Source organism: Salinarimonas sp. (assembly GCF_046292825.1).
Classification (GTDB): domain Bacteria; phylum Pseudomonadota; class Alphaproteobacteria; order Rhizobiales; family Beijerinckiaceae; genus Salinarimonas.
In genome coordinates, this window is record NZ_JBKBQG010000008.1 from 36276 (window position 1) to 60501 (window position 24226).

The following is a 24226-nucleotide window of genomic DNA, read 5'->3' on the forward strand; positions in this document are numbered from 1 at the left end:
AAAATCCCTCCCTGTAGGGGAGGGTGGACTCTCGAGGCGTGAGCCGAGAAAGGCCGGGTGGGGCGCGACGCTCGAAGAGCGCTCTCCACCCGGGCCCCGCCCGACCCCGTCGCTGCGCTCCGGGGCCACCCTCCCCTACGGGGAGGGATGACCCCCTCCGATCAGCGTCCGGTGCGGATGCGGGTCCAGGCGCGGGTGACGAAGCGCTGGGTGCGCTCGTCGTAGGCGGTGTTGGTGAACAGCCGCTCCATCGTGTCGTCGTCCGGATAGATGCCCGGATCGGCGAGGATCGCCGGATCGATGAACTCCTTGGCCGCGAGGTTGCCCGAGGCGTAGTTCACGTAATTGACGTTCTGCGCGGCGATCTCGGGGCGCATCATGAAGTCGATGAAGGCGTGCGCCTCCGCGACGTTCTCCGCGTCCGCCGGGATCGAGAAGGAATCGAACCAGATCTGCGCGCCTTCCTCGGGCACGATATAGGCGATCTCGATGCCGCTGCCGGCTTCCTCGGCGCGGTCGCGCGCCTGCAGGATGTCGCCGGAATAGCCGACCGCGAGGCAGATGTCCCCGGTCGCGAGCGCGTTGATGTATTCGGACGAATGGAAGCGGCGGACGTTCGCCGCCGCGCGCGTCAGGAGATCGGCGGCCTGCTGGAGCTCGCCCTGGTCGCGCGAATCGGGATAGAGCCCGAGATAGTTCAGCGCGGTCGGGAACATGTCCTCGGCCGAATCGAGCACGTAGATGCCGCAATCGGCGAGCCGGCTCGCGACCTCCGGATCGAAGACGAGGTCCCAGCTGTCGGGGATCTCGCCGCCGAGGCGCTCGCGCACCATGGCGACGTTCACGCCGATCCCGGTCGTGCCCCACATGTAATTGACCGCGAAACGGTTGCCCGGATCGTAGACGGCGAGCCGCTCCTCGATCTGCGGCCAGGCGTGCACGATGTTGGGGATCTGCGAGCGGTCGATCTCCTGGAAGATCCCGGCCGCGGCGAGGCGCTGCGTGAAGGGGCCCGAGGGCACGACGATGTCGTAGCCCGAGCGCCCGGCGAGCAGGCGCGTCTCGACGATCTCGTTGTTGTCGTAGGTGTCGTAGACGACGCGGATCCCCGTCTCGGCGGTGAAGGCGGCGAGGACGTCCGGGTCGATATAATCCGACCAATTGTAGACATTGACGACGCGCGATTGCGCTTGAGTCGCGTCGATCGCGGCGGCCGAGACGGTGAGACAAGCGGCGAGTGCCAGACTCGCGCCGAAGCCGGCGGTGACGTTACGACCCATCGCGTGCGATCTCCGTGAGCGAGAGGGAGGACGGCGGCCGAGGCCGTGGGCACGTTATGGGACGGAAAACGGGGGGGCAAGCCGAATGCGTCGCCCCGCCGATGCGTATCGCGCGCGTTCAGCCGCGACGGACGATCTTGCGCTTGGCCGGAGGCTTCGCCGGGGAGGGCGGGGGCGCGGCGTCGCGCTCGGCCTGCTCCTTGGCGAGCCGCATGGCACGCAGGCGCTGGGTCTTCTCCTCGGTGGCGCGGACGTGGTCCTCGTATTCGCGCATCGCCGCCTCGCCGTCCGCGCGCTGCTTCTGGGCGCGGGCGAAGCGCATCTCGGCTTGCGCGCGGCGCGCATCGGGATCTTCGGACATCGTGAGGCCTTTCGAGTCTTGCGCGCCGCGAATACGCGCGCCGCGCCTGCGTGGCGCGCGCCGCGTCGGCACGGCGCCCGCGGCGGATCGGTTGCAGCCCCGCGGACTGGGGCGCGCGCGCCTTTCAAATGGGGATCGATCGCCCTTGCGTCAAGGTGTCGCCGGGGGAGGGAGGGCAGAGGCGCTCCGCTCAGCCCGGCTTGCCCGCCACGCTCATGTAGTTGACGCCCGTGTCGCGCGAGAGCTTCCAGACGTCGCGGAACGGGTCGTAGACGACGCCCGTCGTCTCGAGGAGATCGAGGCCGCCCGCGCCCATGGCGCCGTGCAATTCGTCGGGCGTCACGAGCTTTCCGTATTCGTGCGTGCCCTTCGGCAGCCAGCCGAGCACGTATTCGGCGCCGACGATGGCGAGCGCGAAGGCGCGCATGGTCCGGTTGATCGTCGCCATGAACAGGAGCCCGCCCGGCGCGACCGCCTCCGCGCAGGCGCGGGTGAAGGCGGCGGGATCGGGCACGTGCTCGACGACCTCCATCGCGATCACCACGTCGAAGCGCGCACCCTCCGCGACGACGCGCTCCACCGTGTCGCCGCGATAGGAAACCGACACGCCCGAGCGCTCGGCGTGCAGCCGGGCGACCTCGACATTGGTCGGCGCCGGATCGAGCCCCGTCGCGCGCGCCCCGAGCCGCGCGAGCGGCTCCGTCAGGAGCCCGCCGCCGCAGCCGACGTCGAGGAGCGAGAGCCCGTCCAGCGGCGCGCCGCCGTGCGGATCGCGGCCGAACCGGCGGGCGACGTGGTCGCGGATGAAGGCCAGGCGAACGGGGTTGAACTTGTGCAGCGTGCGCATCGGCCCCGTCGGATCCCACCAGGTGCGCGCGATCTTCTCGAAGCGCGCGACCTCGTCGGGGTCGATGCCGGTCTCGGCGGCTTGCGGACGCGTCATCGGGGCTCTCCTGCGGCTCGTCGCGGACGCGGCCACACATCCGCCCGAACCGCCCCGCGGTCAAGCCCGGCGGATCGCCTCAGCTCACGGCGAGCGCGCCGACGCGGGCCTTGCGCTCGTGCTCGGGGGTGAAGTGGTTGAGGAGGTAGGGCCGGCGCAGGCCGTAGAGGCGGTGGAGCACCTTCTCGACGTCGCGCGCGTAGAAGGGCTTGTTGAGCACCGCCGCGACGCCGAAATGGCGCAGCGAGGCCGGCAGCGTGTCGCCGCGGCCGGTCGACATCAGGAGGAAATGCGTCTGCGTCGCGACCTCGCGGCCCTGGCAGATCGTCTCGAGCCCGTCCATCCGCGGCATCGCCTCGTTGACGAGGGCGAGGTCGTAGCGGGTGAGCTGCAGGAGCTTGACGGCGTGGGCGCCGGAATCGGTCTCGTCGATCTCGATGTCGAACCGCGTGGTGCCGAGCACCTTGCGCACGAGGTTGCGCGCGGTGTCGGAGGGCTCGACGAGGAGGAGCCGCAGCCGCTCGCGCATGCGCCGCACGTTGGCCAGCATGGCGACGAGGTGGTCGACGTCGAGCGGCTTCTTCAGGAATTCGTAGGCGTCGAGCTCGACCGAGAGGTCGACCCATTTCTTCACGACGCCGTCCGTCATGAGGAAGGTGACCGGGCGGACGCCGTGGTGACGGGCCATGGCCACGGCCTCGGCGCCGCTCATCCCCTCGAGCTGCACGTTGACGAAGGCGAGGTGGGGCATGTCGTCGTTGAGCGCCCGCAGCGCCGCCTGCCCGCTCGCGGCCTCGACGATCTCGATCGTCGCGTCGAAGCCCTTGAGGGTGACGGCGAGGCTCAGCCGCGATCCGGCGGCGCCGTCTGCGACGAGGGCGCGCAGACGATCGCGCGATCCCCGCCCGGATATGATCGGCCCGCCAGCGAGCATCAGCCGCTCCCCCTTTCGTCCGGGAGGAGAGAATAGGCCGCAATGATTGTCACAAGGTTACTCTTCCTAGAGGATTTCCCCCGTCAACCGGCGCCGCCGCGGCGCGCCCGCGGATGGGCGGCGGCGACGATGTCGGCGAGGCGGTCGGCGTCGACGCGGGTGTAGATCTGGGTCGTCGAGAGCGAGGCGTGGCCCAGGAGATCCTGGATCGCGCGCAAATCCCCGCCGCCGGCGAGGAGATGGGTGGCGAAGGAATGGCGCAGCGCATGCGGCGTCGCGCTCGCGGGCAGGCCGAGCGCCCCGCGCAGCCGCTCGACCGCGAGCTGCACGATGCGCGGCGAGAGCGGGCCGCCGCGCACCCCGACGAAGAGCGGATCGAGCGGACCGAGCGTCCAGGGGACGCGGGCGAGATAGGCCGCGACCGCGCCCGCCACCGGCGCGATCACCGGCACCACCCGTGCCCGCCCGCCTTTGCCGACGACGCGCAGGGTCGCGGAGGGCTCGGTCGGCGCGTCGCGGCGGCGGATCGAGAGCGCCTCGGAGATGCGCAGGCCGCAGCCGTAGAGGAGCGCCAGGACGGCGGCGTCGCGCGCGAGCACCCAATCGGGCCGCTCCTCGCCTGCGCGCGTGTCCGGATCTGTCATCGCGAGCGCCGCCGCGACGGGGACGGGGCGGGGCAGGTCGCGCACCCGCCGCGGCCCGCGCACGGCGCTCGCCGCGGCGATCTCGGCCGCGCCGGTGCGGGCGAGGTGGCGGGCGAAGGCGCGGATCGCGGCGAGCTTGCGGGCGAGCGTCGCCTCCTTCGCCCCCGCACGCCGCCGCGCGGCGAGGAAGGCGCGCACGTCGCGCGCGCCGAGCGCGGAGAGATCGGACAGAGCGGGCGGCGCGCCCAGATGCTCGGCGAGGAAGGCGAGAACCTGGCGCAGGTCGCGGCCATAGGCCTCGACCGTCTTCGGCGAGGCCCGCCGCTGCGTGCCGAGCGCGACGAGGAAGCCGCGCAGAGCCGCCTCCACGTCCGGCGCGATCCCCGCCTCGACCGTCCCGCCCGCCTGCGCCACCCGCGATCCTCCCCGCCTTCTCCGCCCGCACGGTGCCGGTGGCGCCGCGGGAGCTTCCCGTCTATGTCTGCGGCGAGCCTGCCCCGAAATGGTGAATCGCCCGTCTCCATGCCAGAGCCCATCGCGGACGTGCTCGTCCCGCTCCCCCTCGACAACGCCTTCAGCTACCGCGTCCCCGCCGGGATGAGCGTGGCGCCGGGCGACGTCGTCTGCGCGCCGTTCGGCCAGAGGGTGGTGCCGGGCGTCGTCTGGGAGCTGCGCGAGGGGCCGGGCGGAGACAATCTCAAGAGCCTCGAGGCGCCCTATCCCGCCCCGCCTCTGCCCGAGCGCCTGCGCGCCTTCGTCGATTGGGTGGCGCGCTGGACGCTCGCCCCACGCGGGGCGGTGCTGGCGATGGCGTTGAAGCTGCCGGACGCCGACAAGCCGGAAGCGCCGCGCGTCGGCGTGCGCGTCACCGGCACGGCGCCGCGGCGGATCACGCCGGCCCGCGCCCGCATCCTCGCCGCCGCCGCCGACGGGTTCGCTCTGTCCAAGCGCGAGCTCGCGCTGAAGGCGGGCGCGAGCGTCGGCGTCGTCGACGGGCTCGTCGACGAGGGCGTGCTCGAGGCGGTCGCGCTCGCCGACCTGCCGCCGCCTCTGCCCGATCCCGATTACGGCCCGATCCCGCTCTCCCCCGAGCAGCGCGCGGCGGCGGACGACGTCGCGGCGAGCGTGCGGCGGATGGCGCAGCGGCGCGCCGCGCGGACGCCGCCGCCCGTCGGCGAGGCGGGGGAGGTGACGCTCGTCGAGGGCGTCACCGGCTCGGGCAAGACGGAGATCTATTTCGAGGCGATCGCCCAGGCTCTGCGCGAGGGCCGCCAGAGCCTCGTCCTGATGCCGGAGATCGCGCTCACGGGGCAGGTGCTGACCCGCTTCGCCGAGCGGTTCGGCGTCGAGCCCGGCGCCTGGCATTCGGGCGTGACGGGGCGCAAGCGCGAGCGCCTGCACGCGCGCATCGCCTCGGGGGAGGCGAAGGTGGTGATCGGCGCGCGCTCGGCTCTGTTCCTGCCCTATGCCGATCTCGGCCTGATCGTCGTCGACGAGGAGCACGATTCGGGCTTCAAGCAGGAGGACGGCGTCGCCTATCACGCGCGCGACATGGCGGTGGTGCGCGGGCGGCTCGAGAGCGCGGCGGTCGTCGTCGGCTCGGCGACGCCTTCGATCGAGAGCCGCGTGAACGCCGCGCGCGGGCGCTACGCCCATGTCCGCCTGCCCGAGCGCTTCGGCGGACGCGCCCTGCCGACGATCGCGCCGATCGACATGCGCAAGGCGGGCCCCGCGCAAGGGCGCTTCATCGCGCCGCGTCTCGCGCGCGCGGTCGAGGAGGCGGTCGCGAAGGGCGAGCAGGCGCTCCTCTTCCTCAATCGCCGCGGTTTCGCCCCGCTGACGCTCTGCCGCGCCTGCGGGCATCGCTACGAGTGCCCCTCCTGCACCGCCTGGCTCGTCGAGCACCGCTTCCGCCGCGCCCTCGTCTGCCATCATTGCGGCCATGTCGAGCGGCGCCCGGACGTCTGCCCGTCCTGCGGCAGCCTCGAGTCGATCGTCGCCTGCGGGCCGGGCATCGAGCGGATCGCGGAGGAGGCCGCCGCCCTCTTCCCCGGCCGGCGCATCGTGACCCTCTCCTCCGACTTCCCCGGCGGCGCCGAGCGGCTGCGGCGCGAGCTCGTCGCGATCGCGGAGGGCGAGGCCGACATCGTCGTCGGCACCCAGCTCGTCGCCAAGGGGCACAATTTCCCGCTCCTCTCGGTCGTGGGCGTGGTCGATGCCGATCTCGGCCTCGCTTCGGGCGATCCGCGCGCGGCCGAGCGCACCTTCCAGCTCCTCCAGCAGGTGACGGGACGCGCCGGGCGCGGGGCGACGGCGGGGCGGGCCTTCCTCCAGACCTACGATCCGGATCACCCCGTGCTGCGCGCGCTCCTGTCGGGGGACGCGGAGACCTTCTACGCGCAGGAGATCGCGATGCGCGAGGCCGCCCGCCTGCCGCCCTTCGGCCGGCTCGCGGCGATCCTCGTCACCGGCACGGACAAGGAAGCGACGCACGCCCACGCCCGCGCGCTCGCCCGCGCCGCCCACGAGACCGGCGCGCTCGACGACGAGCTCTCCGTCATCGGCCCAGCCGAGGCGCCGATCGCGATGATCCGCGGCCGCCACCGCGTGCGCCTCCTCGTGCGCGCATCGCGCGGCCGCGACCTGCAGGGCTTCCTGCGCGCCTGGATGGCACGGGCGCCCAAACCCCGCGGCAGCGTGCGGGTGGCGGTGGACGTGGAGCCGTACAGTTTCTTGTGAGCGCGAGCTGCCGAGAACGTCTCTATTCGCCTCGTACGGTTCTCCCGATCGGCTTCCCGGGAGTTCTCAGGGTTTGCGGAGAGCTCGACGGTCTCCCCGACGGCCCCCATCCGTCTCCGAGCTTCGCTCGGAGCCACCTTCCCCAAGGGGCTACGGAGTGCACATATCGGCGTTCGTGCCTGCGTTCGACGAAGCGGTGCGGCCGCTTTCCTTCCCCTCAGGGGAAGGTGGCTCCGGACCCGAACAGGGTCCGGAGACGGATGGGGTCTTTCGCTCCGAAGGAGCGAAGGGGCGATGGGTTTCTCCTTACGTAAGGCGCTCTAGGACGACGCCCCTTCGCCGCGTTCCGCGTCGAATGACCCCATCCGACCCGTCGGCTTCGCCGCCGGGCCACCTTCCCCTGAGGGGAAGGAGAGCGGCGGCGCCTCGATGCGCCGATCCCATGCGCAAATCACGGTGTGTGAAGAGCCACCTTCCCCCGAGGGGGAAGGACAAGCTGGCGCTTTTCGGCCGGGGCGAAGCGAGATGTGTGATCGAGACAGCGCGAGCGCATCGGGGGCGGCCAAGTTCGCTTGGCCTGCGGCGCGCGCTCCTTCAGGCTCGGCGCCGATCGCATCCACCCCACCCGAGGTCGGCACGGATGGTCCGCTACGCCCGCCTGCACGGTTACTTCGCCCTGCGGGATCGTCTCGCGCCTCGGGCGCGGGCGGCGCGCATGCACCGGATGCAGGCGCTCCTGTCGCTCAGGCCGGGCGATCGCGTCGTCGATCTCGGCGGCACGACCTCGATCTGGCAATGGATCGACGTGCCCTTGGACGTCACCATCCTCAATCTGCCGGGCACGCGGATGCGCGAGGGCGCGCGCGGCCCGCACCGCTTCCGCTTCGTCGAGGGGGATGCGACCTGCGCGCGCGACCTCGCCGACGGGAGCTTCGACCTCGCCTTCAGCAACAGCTGCATCGAGCATGTGGGCGGGCCGGAGAAGCGTGCCGCCTTCGCCGCCGAGATCCGGCGCCTCGCGCCGCGCTGGTACGTGCAGACGCCCTCGATCCTGTTCCCGCTCGAGCCGCATACGGGTCTGCCCTTCTGGTGGTTCTACCCGCCGCCGCTCAAGCGCGCCTTCGTGCGCGGCTGGCGCCGCTCGGTGCCGGCCTGGTGCGAGATGATCGAGGGGACGACCGTGATCCTGCGCCGGGAGCTCGAATCGCTCTTTCCCGACGGCGCGATCGCCGTCGAGCGCGTCCTCGGCGTTCCGAAATCGCTCATCGCCTACAAGGCCTGAGCCGCCTGCGGACCTGCGCCCGGGGATGAGCGCCCGCAAGCTCTCCCGCAGCGCGACAAGACGGGTTCCGCGGCGCTTGCGCCCCCCGAAAACCCGTGGTATCGCAGCCACGCCTCGCGGGCGAAGGGTTCCTGCCCGCTCGCGGCCGAGCCAATCCAACTTCAAGCGGGCGCTCGCTTTCGGCCTCTCGCCGGTCGGGCGCTCAAATCACGGAAGAGACATCGGTGGCTGAGCCCAGCAATTCAGGCGGATCGATCGTGTCGGGTGTCGCCGGCCGCTACGCGTCCGCTCTGTTCGAGCTCGCGCAGGAGACCGGCGCGATCGACGCCGTCGCCGCGGATCTGAGCACCTTCGAAGCCCTTCTCGCCGAGAGCGAGGACCTGCGGCGCCTGGTCGGCAGCCCGGTCTTCTCCGCCGAGGAGCAGATGTCGGCGATCACGGCCATCCTCGCCGCGGCGAAGATCGGCGGCGTGGCGGCGAATTTCATCAAGCTCGTCGCCTCCAAGCGCCGCCTCTTCCTCCTGCCGGCGATGATCCGCGGCTACCGGGCGCTCGTGGCGCAGGCCAAGGGCATCGTGTCCGCGCGCGTCAGCGTCGCCGAGGCGCCCTCCGAGGCGCTGCTCGCCGAGATCCGCACCGCGATCGCCCAGGCCGCCGGCGCCGAGATCGATCTCGAGGTCAAGGTCGACCCCGCGCTGATCGGCGGCCTCGTCGTCCGCGTCGGCAGCCGGATGATCGACGCTTCCCTGCGCACCAAGCTCAATTCCATTCGTCTTGCGATGAAAGAGGTCCGCTGATGGACATTCGTGCCGCTGAGATCTCCGCGATCCTCAAGGAGCAGATCAAGAACTTCGGCCAGGAGGCGGAAGTCACCGAGGTCGGCCAGGTGCTGTCCGTCGGCGACGGCATCGCGCGCTGCTACGGGCTCGACAAGGTCCAGTACGGCGAGATGGTCGAGTTCGAATCGGGCGTGCGCGGCATGGCGCTCAACCTCGAGGTCGACAATGTCGGCGTCGTGGTGTTCGGCTCCGACCGCCAGATCTCCGAGGGTCAGACCGTCAAGCGCACCGGCGCCATCGTGGACGTTCCGGTCGGCAAGGGCCTGCTCGGCCGCGTCGTCGACGCGCTCGGCAACCCGATCGACGGCAAGGGCCCGATCGAATACACCGACCGCGCCCGCGTCGACGTGAAGGCCCCGGGCATCATCCCGCGCAAGTCGGTGCACGAGCCGATGGCGACCGGCCTCAAGGCGGTCGACGCGCTCATCCCGATCGGCCGCGGCCAGCGCGAGCTGATCATCGGCGACCGCCAGACCGGCAAGACCGCGATCGCGCTCGACACGATCCTCAACCAGAAGCCGCTCAACGTCGAGGGCGCGCCGGAGAGCCAGAAGCTCTACTGCGTCTACGTCGCCGTGGGCCAGAAGCGCTCCACCGTCGCCCAGTTCGTGAAGGCGCTCGAGGAGAACGGGGCGCTCGAGTACTCGATCGTCATCGCCGCCACCGCGTCCGACCCGGCGCCGATGCAGTTCATCGCGCCCTTCGCCGGCTGCGCCATGGGCGAGTACTTCCGCGACAACGGCATGCACGCGGTCATCATCTACGACGACCTGTCGAAGCAGGCCGTCGCCTACCGCCAGATGTCGCTCCTCCTGCGCCGCCCGCCGGGCCGCGAGGCCTTCCCGGGCGACGTGTTCTATCTCCACTCGCGTCTCCTCGAGCGCGCGGCGAAGATGAACGACGATTTCGGCGCCGGCTCGCTGACCGCGCTGCCGGTCATCGAGACGCAGGCGAACGACGTCTCCGCCTACATCCCGACGAACGTGATCTCGATCACCGACGGCCAGATCTTCCTCGAGACGGATCTGTTCTACCAGGGCATCCGCCCGGCGGTGAACGTCGGCCTCTCGGTGTCGCGCGTCGGCTCGGCCGCGCAGACCAAGGCGATGAAGAAGGTCGCCGGCAAGATCAAGGGCGAGCTCGCGCAGTACCGCGAGATGGCCGCCTTCGCGCAGTTCGGCTCGGATCTCGACGCGACGACGCAGCGCCTGCTCAACCGCGGCGCCCGCCTGACCGAGCTCCTGAAGCAGCCGCAATTCTCGCCCCTGAAGATGGAAGAGCAGGTCTGCGTGATCTATGCCGGCGTGAACGGCTATCTCGATCCGCTGCCGGTCGCCAAGGTGCGCGCGTTCGAGGACGGCCTGCTCTCGCTCCTGCGCGGCAAGCATGTCGACATCCTCGAGGACATCCGGGTGAAGCGCGATCTCACGGACGAGACCGCGGCCAAGCTCAAGGACGTCGTCACCGACTTCCAGAAGACCTTCGTCGCGTGAGCGGCGAAGGGGCGGTTCGGGCCGGCGGCACGCGCCGCGGGCCCGGGCGCACACCCGAAGCGATGTCGAAGAGAGGTCAGTAGGGCGCGATGCCGTCACTCAAGGATCTGCGCAACCGCATCGCCTCGGTGAAGGCGACGCAGAAGATCACCAAGGCCATGCAGATGGTCGCCGCGGCCAAGCTCCGCCGCGCCCAGATGCAGGCCGAGGCCGCGCGCCCCTTCGCCGAGCGGATGGCGAAGGTGCTCGGCAACGTCGCCTCGGGGGTCACCATCGATCCCGATACGCCGAAGCTGCTCGCCGGCACGGGCTCGGACCAGACGCATCTCATGATCGTCTGCACCGCCGAGCGCGGCCTGTGCGGCGCATTCAATTCCTCGATCGCCCGTCTCGCCCGCGAGCACGCCAACCGGCTCCTCGCCGAGGGCAAGACGGTCAAGATCATCTGCGTCGGCCGCAAGGGCTACGACATCCTGCGCCGCACGCTCGGCAAGAACATCATCGAGCTGATCGAGCTGCGCGGCGTGAAGACGCTCGGCTTCGAGAACGCGGAGGAGATCGGCACCAAGGTGCTCGATCTCTATTCGGCGGGCGAGTTCGACATCGCGACGCTCTTCTACGCCCGCTTCCGCTCGGTGATCTCGCAGATCCCGACCGCGCAGCGGCTGATCCCGGTCGAGATCGAGGGCGCGAGCGAGGCCGAGGGCGGGGCGCTCTACGAATACGAGCCTTCCGAGACCGCGATCCTCGAGCGGCTCCTGCCGCAGAACGTCTCGGTCCAGATCTTCTCGGCGCTCCTCGAGAACGCCGCTTCCGAGCAGGGCGCGCGCATGTCGGCCATGGATTCGGCCACGCGCAACGCCGGCGAGATGATCAAGAAGCAGACGCTGACCTACAACCGGACGCGTCAGGCTCAGATCACCAAGGAACTGATCGAAATCATTTCGGGCGCCGAGGCGCTCTGATACGCCATCACGAAGGACGAGACCCATGGCTGAACCTACCGGACGCATCTCCCAGGTCATCGGCGCCGTCGTCGACGTTCAGTTCGACGGGCACCTGCCCGAGATCCTCAACGCGCTCGAGACCGAGAACCAGGGCGCGCGCCTCGTCCTCGAAGTGGCCCAGCAGCTCGGCGAGAACACCGTCCGCTGCATCGCCATGGACACGACCGAGGGCCTGACCCGCGGCCAGCCCGTGCGCGACACCGGCGCGCCGATCAAGGTGCCCGTCGGCGCCGGCTGCCTGGGGCGCATCCTCAACGTCGTCGGCGAGCCGATCGACGAGGCGGGCCCCGTCGACGCGGAGGGCTTCCGCCCGATCCACGCCGAGGCGCCGAGCTATGCCGACCAGTCGACCGAGGCGCAGATCCTCGTCACCGGCATCAAGGTCATCGACCTGCTCGCCCCCTACGCCCGCGGCGGCAAGATCGGCCTGTTCGGCGGCGCCGGCGTCGGCAAGACGGTGCTCATCCAGGAGCTGATCAACAACATCGCCAAGGCGCACGGCGGCTACTCGGTCTTCGCCGGCGTCGGCGAGCGCACGCGCGAGGGCAACGATCTCTACCACGAGATGATCGATTCGGGCGTGAACAAGGACCCGAAGGAGGGCGGCTCGACCGCCGGCTCCAAGTGCGCCCTCGTCTACGGCCAGATGAACGAGCCGCCCGGCGCCCGCGCCCGCGTCGGCCTCACCGGCCTGACCATCGCCGAGCATTTCCGCGACCAGGGCCAGGACGTGCTCTTCTTCGTGGACAACATCTTCCGCTTCACGCAGGCGGGCTCCGAGGTGTCGGCGCTGCTCGGCCGCATCCCCTCGGCGGTGGGCTATCAGCCGACGCTCTCGACCGACATGGGCGCCCTCCAGGAGCGCATCACCACGACCACCAAAGGCTCGATCACCTCGGTGCAGGCGATCTACGTCCCCGCCGACGACCTGACCGACCCCGCGCCCGCCACCTCCTTCGCCCATCTCGACGCGACGACGGTGCTCAACCGCTCGATCGCCGAGAAGGGCATCTATCCGGCGGTCGACCCGCTCGACTCGACCTCGCGCATGCTCGACCCGCGCATCGTCGGCGATGAGCACTATCAGGTCGCCCGCCAGGTCCAGCAGGTGCTGCAGCGCTACAAGTCGCTCCAGGACATCATCGCCATTCTCGGCATGGACGAGCTGTCGGAAGAGGACAAGATGACGGTGGCGCGCGCCCGCAAGATCGAGCGCTTCCTTTCGCAGCCCTTCTTCGTCGCGGAAGTGTTCACCGGCTCGCCCGGCCAGCTCGTCGCGATCGAGGACACGATCAAGGGCTTCAAGGGCCTCGTCGAGGGCAAGTACGACCACCTGCCGGAGGCGGCCTTCTACATGGTCGGCTCGATCGATCAGGCGATCGAGAAGGCCGAGCGCCTCGCCCAGGCGGCGTAAGCGCAAAGACCGTCTCTCCGCGGCGGCGCCACCGCGCGCCGCCGCGTCGACCATCCCGTCTCGCCTCAGGATCCGTACTGATGCCCTTCACCATCGATCTCGTCTCCCCGGAGCGCATCCTGTTCTCCGGCGACGTCGAATCCGCCCGGCTGCCGGCGCTCCAGGGCGAGATGACGATCCTTCCGGGCCACGCGCCGCGCATGGCGGCTTTGACCACGGGCTTCCTGGTGATCGCGGCGCCGGGCGGCGAGAAGCGCATCCTCGTCCAGGGCGGCTTCGCCGATATCGGCCCGCAGGCGACGACCGTGCTCGCCGAGCGCGCGATCCCCGCCGAGGAGGTCGACGGCGCCTATTTCGACCGCGAGATCGCCCGCGCGGAGGCTGCCGCCGCCGCGACCGAGGATCCGGACGCGAAGGAGGCCGCCAACGAGGTCGTCTTCCGCCTCGGCGACGCCCGCGCCCAGATGGGCCTCTGAGCCCGCGCCTCCGATCCGCCCCATCCTTCGACGAGCGCACGCCCGACGCGATCGGGTCGTGCGCTCGCTGCGTTTGAGGGGTGGCGTCGCTCCCGTCCGCGCCTCCCGCGAGCCCCGATCCCCGCTCGCGCGTTGACCGAGGCGCACCCGACCGTCTAGAGCATCGAGGCCGACGGGATCCGCGCGAGCGGGCCGGGATGGGCAGGAGGACGCGCGAGCGATGACGCAGGACGCTGTTTGCCGGATCGAAGGCCGCGCCGGCCGGATCGTGCTCGATCGGCCGAAGGCTCTGAACGCCCTCACGCTCGACGCGGTTCGCGCGATGCGTCGCGCGCTTGATGCCTGGGCGACCGATCCCGCCGTGACCCGCGTCGTCGTCGAGGGCGCCGGCGAGAAGGCGTTCTGCGCGGGCGGCGACATCAGGCGCCTCGTCGAGGCCGGGCGCGCCGGCCAAAGGGAGGAGGCGCATGCCTTCTGGCGCGAGGAATACGAGCTCAACGCGCTCATCGAGGCCTATCCGAAGCCCTATGTCAGCCTCATCGACGGGATCGTGATGGGCGGCGGCGTCGGCATTTCGCTGCACGGCTCGCACCGCGTCGCCGGCGAGCGCTACCTGTTCGCCATGCCCGAGGTCGGCATCGGCTTCTTCCCCGATGTCGGCGCGAGCTTCAAGCTGCCGCGCCTGCCCGGCGTCGTCGGCACCTGGCTCGCGCTGACCGGCGCCCGCATCGGCCCCGCCGACGGCCTCGCCATGGGGCTGGCGACCCATGCGGTGGCCTCCGCCGCGATCCCCGAGATCCGTCGGCGCCTCCTCGCCGGCGAGGACGTGGACGCCGTGCTCGCCGAGCATGCCCGCGATCCCGGCCCCGCCCCCATCGAGGCGAAGGCCGCCACGATCGACGCCGCCTTCCGCGCCGACACGGTCGAGGCGATCCTCGCCCGCCTGGACGAGGCCGCCGCATCCGGCGACGCGGTCGCCGCCGAGACGGCGCAGACGATGCGGGGCAAGTCCCCGACCTCTCTCAAGATCGCGCTTCGCCAGATGCGCGAGGGCGCCGGGCTCGATTTCCGCCAAGCCATGACGATGGAGTTCCGCATCGTCTCCCGCATGCTCGACGGCCACGATTTCTACGAGGGCGTCCGCGCGGTGCTGATCGACAAGGACCACGCCCCGCGCTGGAGCCCCGCCCGCCTCGAGGAGGTGGACGAGGCGGCGATCGACGCCTATTTCGCGCCGCTCGGCGACGACGAGCTCGCGATCTGATGTGGCCCTTCCGGCGCCGCGCCGAGCGCAGCGAGGAGCCCGCGCACGAGCCTGCCGGGGCCGAGGCGGCCCTGCGGCTCGCCGACGAGCGCGCCCGCCCCAAGATCCGGTGGGAGACCGCCCTCACCTGGTTCATGCGCCTGATGGCGCTCCTGTGGATCGCCAAGGGCCTGAGCTTCTGGGGCGTGATTGTGGACGCCGGCGGCGTCGCCCCGCCCTTCGAGGACCGTTCGCTCGGCTTCCAGGCGACGGTGGTCTATTTCGCGGTGATCGACCCCATCGCCGCCGTCGGGCTCTGGCTCACCTCGACGTGGGGCGGCGTCCTGTGGCTGCTGGCGGTGATGAGCCACCTCGTTCTGGCGGTCTTCTTTCCCGGCGTCGTTCCGGTCAGCCTGGCCTTGGCGATCGTCTATTGTCTCCTGATGGTTACCTATCTCCTGATCTCGTTCTTCGCATCGAGTGAAGAGCGGTAAGGGTTAACCAGACGTCGCCTAGATCTCATAAGGGTTCGGGCTGTTTCGCGTGAATATCGGCGTATCTTTCTGGGATTCGCCCGAATCGGTTAGTTGCGTGTTCATCCTGTCGTTTAAACTCGTTTTTATCGGATCAACCTAGCCTCACCTCATCAACGAGCCGGGAACTCCGGCCAGGCACAAAGAACGGTGAGGCGTATGATGAACAACCTGGCAAAGACCGTGTCCGAGCCCGCGGACGCCACCGCGACGTCGGTGAAGCCGGCCTATCTCGAGGCGCTGCATCTCGTCGAGCGTCTGCACCGCCGCCTCCTCGACGTCATCAAGGACGAATTCGAGCGCCGCGGCCGCGACGACGTCAATTCCGTGCAGGCCCTGCTCCTCTACAATATCGGCGACAAGGAGCTGACCGCGAGCGAGCTGCGCACCCGCGGCTATTATCTCGGCTCGAACGTCTCCTACAACGTCAAGAAGCTCGTCGAGATGGGCTATCTCCACCATGCCCGCTCGCGCGTCGACCGCCGCTCGGTGCGGATCTCGCTGACCGACCGCGGCAAGGAAGTGCACGAGATCGTGCACGCGCTCTATCAGAAGCATTCGCGCACGATCACCCCGATCGGCGGCATCTCCGACGACGATTTCGTGCGGCTCAACCAGGCGCTCACCCGCCTGGAGCGCTTCTGGACCGACCAGATCCGCTACCGGCTCTGAGGCGGCAGGCGCGGCCGCGCACCGACATGGCCGGGGGGCTCGAAGCGGCGGGGGGAGACCCCCGCCGTTCTCGTTCGCGACCGTCGGAAGGGACGAAGTCGCTCCTCACGGCTTCTCGGAGAGGAACGCGGTGACCGCCTCGTCGAAGGCGTCCGGCGCCTCGATATTGGACAGGTGCGCCGCATCGAGCGTGACCGCACGCGAGCCGCGGATCGCCGCGTGCACGATCTCGCCGGCCTGGGGCGTGGTGGCGGGATCGTGGGCGCCGATGATCACGAGCACGGGGTGGCGGATCGCGCGGATCGCCTCGCGCTGGTCCATGTCGCGGATCGCGGCGCAGCACGCCGCGTAGCCCGCGGCCGGCGTCGAGAGGATCATCTCGCGCACCGCCGCCACCGTCTCCGGCGCGCGGGCTCGGAACGCCTCCGTGAACCAGCGGGCGATCGTCGCGTCGACGACCGCCTCCATGCCGCCCTCGCGCGTCGCGCGGATGCGCGCATTCCACAGCTCGGCCGGGCCCATGCGCGCCGCCGTGTTGGCGAGGACGGCGCGCTCGATCCGCTTCGGGTGGCGGGTCATCAGCGTCATGCCGGTCATGCCGCCCATCGAGACGCCGCAGAAATGCACCTTGGGGATGTCGAGCGCGTCGAGGATCGCGATCGCGTCGTCGGCGAGCCGTTCGAAGCTCACCGGGCGGTCGGAGACCTCGGTCCCGCCATGGCCGCGCTGGTCGTAGCGCAGCACGCGCCAGCGCCGCGTGAACGCCTCGATCTGCGCGTCCCACATCGACAGATTCGAGGAGAGCGAGTTCGAGAGCATCAGGACGGGCGCGGTCTCCGGCCCGTCGAGCCGCACGTGGAAGGAGAGGCCGTCGATCTCGATCTGCATGGGCGTTCCTCGCTCCGTATCGTTCTTCGCCTGCGGTCCGCCGCCGCCGCCGGCCGGAGGGGCGGGACGCCGTCGCGCGCGAGGATAGGGGAGGGGAGGGGCGCCGGGAAGTCTGGAGCCGAGCGGCGTGAAGATCTTCTGCCCAAGGGGAACTCGCGCGCTTGGATGGCGTTGAATGGCGTTCGGTTCGGGCAGACCCCTCGGACGGACCTCCAAAGGAAGGCAACTCCCCCGGCTCGCGCCTCGCGGGCCGGGCTTTTTTCGAGACCTGCCGAGGACGCGGGCGGCACGCGCGAGCGGCGCTCCGTCAGATCGTCTGCGTGACCTTGCGCAGACGCTCGGGGCTGTCCGGATTGCGTCCGAGCCGCCGCGACAGCGCCTCCAGGAAGAGGTAGGCGGGGATCACCTGAATCAGCGCGTCGAGCAGCGGGTGGCCGGCATCGGGCACCGGAAGCTGGCCTGCGGAGCGGCAGAGATCCGTCGTGGCATGGACCCTCGCGCCCTTCGAGACGAGCTCGTCGAGGACGTGGGCGACGGATGCCTCGGAGCGGTCGCGAGCGGCGAGCGCGACGACGAGGAACCCCGGCGTCACGAGCTCGACCGGTCCATGCATCACTTCCGCGGCCGAATAGGCCTCGGCGTGAATGCCGCACGTCTCCTTGAACTTCAGCGCGACCTCGCCGGCGATCGCGAGCGACGGTCCACGGCCGAGCACGTAGAGCGAGCGGACCTGCGAGCAGGCCTCGGCCAGGGGCGACCAATCGCAGCCGAGCGCGGTCTCGAGCCGCTTCGGGAACGCCGCGAGCGCGGTCTTCAGCCGTCCCTCCGGCTCGAGTTCGGCGAGGAGGGCGAGACCCGCGACGACCGAACAGACGAAGGACTTCGTCGCCGCGACGCTCTCCTCGGGCCCGGCCGCGATGTCGATCGTGTGGTCGCTCGCCTCGGCCAGCGGCGACGGCACCGTGTTGACGAGCGCGATGGAGCAGCCCCCGCCTCGCCCGGCTGCGCGGGTCAACGCGACGATGTCGGGGCTCTGGCCGGATTGGGAGACGGCGATGACGGCCGCGCGCTCGAGCCGCGGCACCACGCCGTAGACGGAGGCGAGGGACGGGCCGAGCGAGGCGCCCGGCAGACCGAGCGCGAGCTCGAAGGCGATCTTCAGGAAATGCGCGGCGTGGTCCGAGGACCCGCGTGCCACGGTGGCGATCAGGATGGGGTCGAGCGTCCGGAAGGCGTCGGCCGCTTCCGCGACGGCCGGGCTCGCCTGCGCCAGGAGCCGGGAGACGGCCTGCGGAATTTCCTCGATCTCGCGGCGCATGTGCGACGTGGCCATGCCGATGTCTCCCTGTCGTCGGCCGAGCGACGTCGAGCCCGAGCCTTTCGTGGCGATGCGCGATCCGCCTCGGGGCGCAGGGCGGAATGCGAAACGCCCGCTTCTACCACAGGCCCGGGCGCGCGTTTGCGACATTCGCCCCATGACCGCTTTGCGTCGAGGGGAGACGCTCGTCGCCGGCTCGGGCCATGAGCCCCTCGAGGCTCGAGGCGAGCGCCCGCACCAACGAAAAAACCCCGCGTCGGGGGGCCGATCGCGGGGTTTTTCGGGTTTGGTTGCGGGGCGTGCAACCGACTTTGTTCTCCATAAAGCTCGTGTCGATGAAGTCACAGGAATGGCTCGAGATGTCGACAGATGTTCTCCCCCTGACGCCTCCCCGCCTGGACCAGGGGACCACCAACGACGAGTTCCGCACGCGCGTCCCGGCGCTGCAGAGCCCGATGGTCGTGCACGCGGAAGCCCGCCCAGCGAGGGGTCGAGATCGGCATGTACATGGTCGGGGATTGCAGCCTCTGAGAACAACCGTATTGTCAAGCTCGGCATCACTCCAACCTTGGTGAGAGCGGCGATGAGCGGACGAGCGGGCCTCGAAATAGGGGTGGACGAGAAGCGGCGTGCGCAGGTGCAGAAGGCGATAGATTTCGGCGTTTCCGCGAAGGTGATGCGCGATTCCTCGAGCGCTGCCCGGGAAGCGCTGGAAAAGGCGCGCGATCTCGCCCGGCATGAGCCCGCGCTGCCGTGGCCCTGGCCTCAGCATGCAGCATTTCGCCTCGCGTATCTCCAGGCGCGTAGCGCACGCACCGTGGAGCAGATCCGTGAAGTGCTCGCACTCCTGGACGAGGTGCACGACGCCAAGCGCGTGCTGGATCCCCTTCAATATGGACTTCAGATCGTCATGACGGAGCGGCTGGCCAAGCTGAGTCCGTCCGACCCACGATGCAGTGCCGATCGAACAGCCGCAGCCTTCGAAAGGCTCCTCGCTTCGTCTACCGTACAGCGACCTTACCTCGTCCAGAGCCAGCTCCTCAACCTGGTGGAGCTCCTCGCCCTGCTGACGGCGCAGGACTACGCGCCGTTGGAGGGGCGAGGAGCCCTGCCCGCCGCCAACCTGCTTTCGACCGGCTTTCTTCTGGTGGGAACCGGGGACATCGATACAAGCGTGCGCATGAGCCGGCATCTCGCCGAAGGAGAATTGCGAGCACGCATCGAGTCAGGGCATGTCGACATCGCCTTCACGTGGCTCGAAGACGACGAGGTGCATCTCGTCCATCCCGTCGAGCGTCCGCTGCCGCGGACGGAGGCCTCGCGCTGGCTCGGAGATTTCTGCCAAGGGGTGACGAGCAACGATGCCGGAATGGACGAAAGCAGAATGAGGGAGGGCCTGGGCTCTCTTCGGCGCGCGCTGAAGCAAGCGCTCGCGGAAAAGCATGCCGCTCTCGACGCGCTGGACACCATCCGCCACGATCGTGTTCGGTCGCTCTATCGGATCCACCCGGATCTGGCCGTCATCGGTCTCGTCGACGAGGGCGTCTGGCGTACGCGTCCGGGATCCGAGGTTCTTCCGCCACGCTGATGGCGTCGCCGCGGCTGACACCCTGCTGACGCACGAGGTCCGAGCCTCTGATACGAACGGTCGTAGGGCGGACGGGACCGGGCGCTGACAGAGCGCCGACACGGCGGCCCGGTCGAGCCGATAATCTGCTGTTCGATCACCAGGGAGGCACCGATGACGCAGTTCTACTTCGCCTATGGTTCGAACTTGAACGCCGCAGACTGGCAGGCGTTCTGCGCTCGCTCCGGTTTCGACGCTGCTTGCATGGTTCCCGTCAAGCGCGTGCATCTGCCGGACAACACGCTGGTGTTCGACTATTACTCCTCCGGTCGTCAGGGTGGCGCGGTGAATATCGCGCGCAAGATCGGCGCGGCGGTCGACGGCATGCTGTTCCTCGTGACGGAGGACGGCTGGGCGGCGCTCGACGCCAAGGAGGGTCACCCGAACTACTACGAGCGCGAAACGGTGCACGTGATCGACGAGGACGGCGAGGCGATCGAAGCCCAAACCTATCGAGTCGTGCCGGCCAAGCGCGGCGCCTTCCATGCGCCGAACAAGCATTATCTCGACATCTGCTTGCAGGGTCGTCGAGCCTTCGGTCTGTCCGTGAGCGACCTCGCGCGTGCGGCCGAGGATCGGCCGACGGGGACGATCGCGAACGTCTTCGTCTACGGGACGCTGATGCGCGGCGAGATGCGCGCCCATGCCTGGGCCGACCGCGGCGCCGAGTGCGTGCTTCTCGCCGACGTCTCCGGTCGCCTGTGCGACCATGGCGCCTATCCGGGGCTCGTGCTCGACGAGAATCGCCGCATTCGAGGCGAGTTCGTTCGCTTTCGCGAGATCGGGCCGGTGCTGCGTGCCTTGGATGCGATCGAGGGCTTCTCCGGCTTCGGTGATCCGGACAACCTGTTCGACCGCACGCTGGTGATGGTCCACGTCGGCGACAATCGTCTTCGCCAGGCTTGGGTTTACACGGTGAGGGACCCGTCCATGCCGACGATCGAGGAGGGCGATTGGCGCCATTCTCGCGGGCGCCGGCGCGAGGCGATCGCGGCGGTGATCCTGGGACATGCCCGCGGCGTCGCGGACTTCGCGCAGCGGGTCGCGACCGAGGCGACGCACTCCTTCGACCTAGAGCCGGCGCCGGTCCGCTCGCTCCCGGAGCTCGTCGACGCGGTGATCGCCGGGGAGGTCAGCGAGCGCGTGCTCGCCCGCGCTTCGAACGATTGGGGGATCCGTTTCGGCCCGGAGGCGCTGAAGGAGGCTCGGGCGGTTCTGGCCGCGGGGTCGCCTGACGAGCCGGGTTCGCAGGACAGCTTCAATAAGCACGACGATGATGACCCGGAGGCGATTGGAGACGCCGCATGAGCCCGATCGGTTCACTTGTCCGCGCCCGCATGGACGCGCTCGGCCTCGTTCGTGCGGACCTGGTGGCGCGACTCGGCTACGCGAACCGCGCAAAGGGCTTTCGACGCGTCGAGGAGCTGTGTGCGGGCAATGCGGCGGTCGCTCGCGCGAGCGCGGCCGAGATTTCGGCCGCGCTCGAGATGGAGGAGGCCGCATTGACCGACGCGATCGCCACGGCGTCGGCACAGGCGGCAGCCGAGGCGGCGGTAAGCGAGGCGCGCGCCGAGGCCTCGTGGCGGGCGCGCTTCGTTCCCCATGCGGTCTGGCTCACGGTGCGTAACGTGCCCCGGCCGATCTTCGTCGCCGCAGCGATCGGCGTCGATCGCCTGCTGCGCGTCGACTTCGTCGACCGGCATCGGCCCGACACCTTCGTCGCCCAGGCGCGAGAGCGCATGCCGGAGACGGTCATCGCCTTCGGCGCCGTCACCGGGTTCGCGGTGAACTACAGCCTGGCGCGCTGCGTGTTGCACGACCGCGAAGGCCGCCTGCTCGAGGTGCGACACGGCGCATATCGTGTCGGGAGCGCACGCATCCACCTGAGGTGACCGGTAGACCCTGCTGGCGCGGAAGGTTGCGCACTTGGCCGTCGCTAAATGGGCGCCCACGCCGCTCGGGATGGGACCTCGCACGGAGTCGCTTGCCTCGGACTCGAGCCTCGATCCAGCGGGAGCGGCATCGGAGAGACGCAGCGGTTAGCCCTCCCTCGACCGCATAGTGGTGAGAGACCGCGCAACCGGCTCAAGTCGACCACATCGTCTGCCGGAGCATCTTGCGTACGGTCTCCTCCGTCCAAGCCTTCCCGGTCTTCGTCGGCACACCCTCGGCGTTGAGGAGATCCGCGATCGCCGCGTAGCGCCCGCGTGTCTGCACGATCCGCTCCGCAGCTTCGATCAGCTTCGCCTCGGCATTCGCGCGGAACCCGGCCCGCGTAACCTCGTCCAGATCGCGCCATTCCTCGAAATGGCGTATCGGATCGAAACGCATCCCATCGACGTCGACCGCGATCGGCTCCAGCTCGACCAATAAGAAACCGAGTTCGCCTGCGATCTCCCGCAGCTTCGGGTGGCTGCGCCACGGGCTGGAGCCGTAATCGAACCGGACGCAGAGGAGCAGCGGCGCCCGCTCGGCGCAGCGCGCCCGCGCTTTCGCCAGGGCCTCGCCGCAAGCGTCGGTGACGCGATCGGTGCGCAAGTCGAGGAAAGGTACCTCCTCGACGAGCGCGACGGCATTGTCCCGCGCCCACGCGCGGACGCGCTCCATCTGATACCGGATGGTGCGGCTCGCCTGCCCCGCCTCCTCCACGTCGCGCGGCAGGCGCGTGAACCCCGCCCAGTTCACCGGCCGCGTCCAGTAGAAGCCGACCGCCGCGTCCCGTCCCCTCGTGTCCCGACCGTCCACGTCCCGCATCGCCCCCTCCGAATCCGGAAAAATCCGGTAGCGTCTGCCGCCATGCTCGATAGAACGATAAACCGGAGCGTGTCAGATGGAGGTATGGAAATGACGCAAGACCGACACGACCCGCTCCGCATCGCCGAGATCGCCTGGCCCGAAAGCGACGGCATCATCGGCGTCACCTTCGCCCCCGGCAAGACGCAGACCCACGCGCTCTCCGGCGCGCACGCCCGCGATCTCGCGGCCGATCTCGACGCGATCGCCGCCTGGAACGCCGCCGCAGTGGTGACGCTGGTCGAACCCTTCGAGCTCGAGGCGCTCGCCATCCCGACCCTGGGGGAGGAGGTGCGCCGGCGCTTCATGGAATGGCATCACCATCCGATCGTCGACGGCGACGTGCCGGACGCGGCCTTCGAGGCGGCCTGGCCCGATCTGTCCGCGCGCCTGCGGCGCCTCCTCGATTGCGGCGGGCGCGTTCTCGTCCATTGCAAGGGCGGGCTCGGTCGCGCGGGGTCGGTGGCCGCGCGGCTCCTGGTCGAGGGGGGCGTCGCGGCCGACGCGGCGATCGGCACCGTCCGCGCGGCGCGGCCGGGGGCCATCGAGACCAGGGCCCAGGAGCATTGGGTCGCGCGGCCCGTCGCGCCGTCCCGTGGCGAGACGCGCGACGACGAGGAGCGCCGGCGCGACCGGGCGATCGGCGCGCTCATCGGGCTCGCGGTCGGCGATGCGGTGGGCGCGGCGATCGAGTTCTCGCCCCGGCCCGACGTCGCGATCCTGTCCGACATGGTCGGCGGTGGCCCCTTCGGCCTCGAGCCCGGCCAATGGACGGACGACACGGCCATGGCGCTCGCGCTCGCCGACAGCCTCCTCGCCGATCCCGACCTCGACCCCGCCGACCTGATGACGCGCTTCGTCTCCTGGTGGCGCGACGGGACGTATTCCTGCACGGGCCATTGCTTCGACATCGGCATCGCCACGAGCCGGGCGCTCGGCGCGTTCGAGCGCACCGGCGACCCGATCGCCGGGTCGACGCGCCCGGAGCATTCCGGCAACGGCGCGCTGATGCGGCTTTCGCCCGTCGCCATCCGGCACTGGCGCGACCCTGCCCGGCTCGTCCGCGTGGCCGCTTCGCAGACCCGCACCACCCACGGCTCGCCCGACACGATCGCGGCGTCCGAGATCTACGCCGAGCTGATCGCCCGCGCCATCGCCGGGGAGCCGGCGCAGACGGTGCTGAAGACGCCCGCGGCCCAGCGCGTCCAGGGCGGCTTCCTCGGTTTGCCGCGCGAGAGCGTGCGCGGATCGGGCTACGTGGTCCACTCGCTGCAGGCGGCGCTCTGGGCGGTGGCCCGCACCACGGACTTTCGCGCCGCGGTGCTGCTCGCGGCCAATCTCGGCGAGGATTCCGACACAACCGCCGCCATCGCCGGCCAGCTCGCCGGCGCGCTTTACGGCGCCTGCGGCATTCCCACCGCGTGGCTCGATCGGCTCGCCTGGCGCGGGCGCATCGAGGAGGCCGCCGCGGCCCTTTATGGGGAAAGCCTTGGAGCGCCGGCGACGTAAGTATCCGGAGAGCGCCGCGGGTTACGCCGCTGCGGCCTCGGCTCGAAGGGCTTTTCAGTTCCACGGCGGCAGTTCGCCAAGGCGAGACTGCGGCAGGTCGTTGATGCGCGCCTGGTTGTGGATCGGCGCCGGGGTACCGTGCCGATCGGCATCGCGACCCATGCGGCGATCCCTCGCTCAGCGACTGCTCTCGTCGTCGAGAAGGGGTTCTACGCCCGCGCCGATTCACAC

22 protein-coding genes are annotated in these 24226 nt (G+C 70.2%); 14 read left to right on the forward strand and 8 right to left on the reverse strand.

The window, feature by feature from the left end; genetic code table 11:
* Nucleotides 1-161: 161 nt before the first annotated feature.
* The 5 genes from ACK4UM_RS06305 to ACK4UM_RS06325 form a co-directional block, all read right to left on the reverse strand.
* Nucleotides 162-1280 (reverse strand): polyamine ABC transporter substrate-binding protein, encoded by a 1119-nt coding sequence (locus tag ACK4UM_RS06305; protein WP_409796956.1) that lies wholly within the window; start codon nucleotides 1278-1280, stop codon nucleotides 162-164.
* Between the two features lie 118 nt (nucleotides 1281-1398).
* Nucleotides 1399-1641, reverse strand: a complete 243-nt coding sequence (locus ACK4UM_RS06310; RefSeq protein WP_409796958.1) for a hypothetical protein — start codon at nucleotides 1639-1641, stop codon at nucleotides 1399-1401.
* A gap of 190 nt (nucleotides 1642-1831) precedes the next feature.
* The gene (gene ubiG / locus ACK4UM_RS06315; RefSeq protein ID WP_409796960.1) at nucleotides 1832-2584 is read right to left on the reverse strand and encodes a bifunctional 2-polyprenyl-6-hydroxyphenol methylase/3-demethylubiquinol 3-O-methyltransferase UbiG; all 753 of its coding nucleotides are present in this window, start codon (nucleotides 2582-2584) and stop codon (nucleotides 1832-1834) included.
* 79 nt (nucleotides 2585-2663) lie between these two features.
* A complete protein-coding gene (locus ACK4UM_RS06320) occupies nucleotides 2664-3518 on the reverse strand; it encodes a response regulator (protein WP_409796962.1) in 855 nt (284 codons plus the stop codon).
* An 83-nt stretch (nucleotides 3519-3601) separates the two neighbouring features.
* The gene (locus ACK4UM_RS06325; protein WP_409796964.1) at nucleotides 3602-4576 is read right to left on the reverse strand and encodes a tyrosine recombinase XerC; all 975 of its coding nucleotides are present in this window, start codon (nucleotides 4574-4576) and stop codon (nucleotides 3602-3604) included.
* Between the two features lie 108 nt (nucleotides 4577-4684).
* Here ACK4UM_RS06325 and ACK4UM_RS06330 point away from each other — a divergent pair, with 108 nt between their 5' ends.
* The 10 genes from ACK4UM_RS06330 (at nucleotide 4685) to ldtR (ending at nucleotide 15860) form a co-directional block, all read left to right on the forward strand.
* The gene (locus ACK4UM_RS06330; protein ID WP_409796965.1) at nucleotides 4685-6901 is read left to right on the forward strand and encodes a primosomal protein N'; all 2217 of its coding nucleotides are present in this window, start codon (nucleotides 4685-4687) and stop codon (nucleotides 6899-6901) included.
* Between the two features lie 640 nt (nucleotides 6902-7541).
* Nucleotides 7542-8183: a methyltransferase domain-containing protein gene (locus ACK4UM_RS06335; protein WP_409796967.1), complete on the forward strand. Its 642-nt coding sequence runs from the start codon at nucleotides 7542-7544 to the stop codon at nucleotides 8181-8183.
* A 224-nt stretch (nucleotides 8184-8407) separates the two neighbouring features.
* Nucleotides 8408-8980, forward strand: coding sequence for a F0F1 ATP synthase subunit delta (locus tag ACK4UM_RS06340; protein ID WP_409796968.1), 573 nt, complete (start codon nucleotides 8408-8410; stop codon nucleotides 8978-8980).
* Nucleotides 8980-10515: a F0F1 ATP synthase subunit alpha gene (gene atpA, locus ACK4UM_RS06345; RefSeq protein ID WP_409796970.1), complete on the forward strand. Its 1536-nt coding sequence runs from the start codon at nucleotides 8980-8982 to the stop codon at nucleotides 10513-10515. The genes ACK4UM_RS06340 and atpA overlap by 1 nt, the downstream gene beginning before the upstream one ends.
* A gap of 89 nt (nucleotides 10516-10604) precedes the next feature.
* The gene (locus ACK4UM_RS06350; RefSeq protein WP_409796972.1) at nucleotides 10605-11480 is read left to right on the forward strand and encodes a F0F1 ATP synthase subunit gamma; all 876 of its coding nucleotides are present in this window, start codon (nucleotides 10605-10607) and stop codon (nucleotides 11478-11480) included.
* A gap of 25 nt (nucleotides 11481-11505) precedes the next feature.
* Nucleotides 11506-12936 carry a F0F1 ATP synthase subunit beta gene (gene atpD / locus ACK4UM_RS06355; RefSeq protein WP_409796974.1) on the forward strand — a complete coding sequence of 477 codons (1431 nt, stop codon included), beginning with the start codon at nucleotides 11506-11508 and terminating at the stop codon, nucleotides 12934-12936.
* A gap of 80 nt (nucleotides 12937-13016) precedes the next feature.
* A complete protein-coding gene (gene atpC, locus ACK4UM_RS06360; RefSeq protein ID WP_409796975.1) occupies nucleotides 13017-13412 on the forward strand; it encodes an ATP synthase F1 subunit epsilon in 396 nt (131 codons plus the stop codon).
* Between the two features lie 220 nt (nucleotides 13413-13632).
* The gene (locus ACK4UM_RS06365; RefSeq protein WP_409796977.1) at nucleotides 13633-14676 is read left to right on the forward strand and encodes an enoyl-CoA hydratase/isomerase family protein; all 1044 of its coding nucleotides are present in this window, start codon (nucleotides 13633-13635) and stop codon (nucleotides 14674-14676) included.
* Complete coding sequence (locus tag ACK4UM_RS06370) at nucleotides 14676-15149, forward strand: DUF6163 family protein (protein WP_409796979.1); 474 nt, start codon at nucleotides 14676-14678, stop codon at nucleotides 15147-15149. Before ACK4UM_RS06365 ends, ACK4UM_RS06370 begins: the two co-directional genes overlap by 1 nt.
* Nucleotides 15150-15350: 201 nt before the next feature.
* A complete protein-coding gene (gene ldtR, locus ACK4UM_RS06375; RefSeq protein ID WP_409796981.1) occupies nucleotides 15351-15860 on the forward strand; it encodes a transcriptional regulator LdtR in 510 nt (169 codons plus the stop codon).
* 105 nt (nucleotides 15861-15965) lie between these two features.
* On the opposite strand, the gene pcaD is transcribed toward ldtR, so the two are convergent.
* Both pcaD and ACK4UM_RS06385 read right to left on the reverse strand, forming a co-directional pair.
* Complete coding sequence (gene pcaD / locus ACK4UM_RS06380) at nucleotides 15966-16748, reverse strand: 3-oxoadipate enol-lactonase (RefSeq protein WP_409796983.1); 783 nt, start codon at nucleotides 16746-16748, stop codon at nucleotides 15966-15968.
* A 307-nt stretch (nucleotides 16749-17055) separates the two neighbouring features.
* Nucleotides 17056-18081 carry an SIS domain-containing protein gene (locus ACK4UM_RS06385; protein ID WP_409796985.1) on the reverse strand — a complete coding sequence of 342 codons (1026 nt, stop codon included), beginning with the start codon at nucleotides 18079-18081 and terminating at the stop codon, nucleotides 17056-17058.
* Between the two features lie 568 nt (nucleotides 18082-18649).
* Between ACK4UM_RS06385 and ACK4UM_RS06390 the strand changes: the two genes are divergently transcribed.
* The 3 genes from ACK4UM_RS06390 to ACK4UM_RS06400 all read left to right on the forward strand — a co-directional run bounded on the left by ACK4UM_RS06390 (nucleotide 18650) and on the right by ACK4UM_RS06400 (nucleotide 21585).
* Complete coding sequence (locus tag ACK4UM_RS06390; protein WP_409796987.1) at nucleotides 18650-19654, forward strand: hypothetical protein; 1005 nt, start codon at nucleotides 18650-18652, stop codon at nucleotides 19652-19654.
* Nucleotides 19655-19807: 153 nt separating this feature from the next.
* Entirely contained in the window at nucleotides 19808-21001 is a 1194-nt protein-coding gene (locus tag ACK4UM_RS06395; protein ID WP_409796989.1) for a gamma-glutamylcyclotransferase, read from the forward strand.
* Nucleotides 20998-21585, forward strand: a complete 588-nt coding sequence (locus ACK4UM_RS06400) for a hypothetical protein (RefSeq protein ID WP_409796991.1) — start codon at nucleotides 20998-21000, stop codon at nucleotides 21583-21585. The genes ACK4UM_RS06395 and ACK4UM_RS06400 overlap by 4 nt, the downstream gene beginning before the upstream one ends.
* 193 nt (nucleotides 21586-21778) lie before the next feature.
* Here ACK4UM_RS06400 and ACK4UM_RS06405 read toward each other — a convergent pair whose 3' ends face one another.
* A complete protein-coding gene (locus tag ACK4UM_RS06405) occupies nucleotides 21779-22447 on the reverse strand; it encodes a recombinase family protein (protein ID WP_409796993.1) in 669 nt (222 codons plus the stop codon).
* Between the two features lie 90 nt (nucleotides 22448-22537).
* Here ACK4UM_RS06405 and ACK4UM_RS06410 point away from each other — a divergent pair, with 90 nt between their 5' ends.
* Nucleotides 22538-23995 (forward strand): ADP-ribosylglycohydrolase family protein, encoded by a 1458-nt coding sequence (locus tag ACK4UM_RS06410; RefSeq protein ID WP_409796995.1) that lies wholly within the window; start codon nucleotides 22538-22540, stop codon nucleotides 23993-23995.
* Nucleotides 23996-24226: the final 231 nt, after the last annotated feature.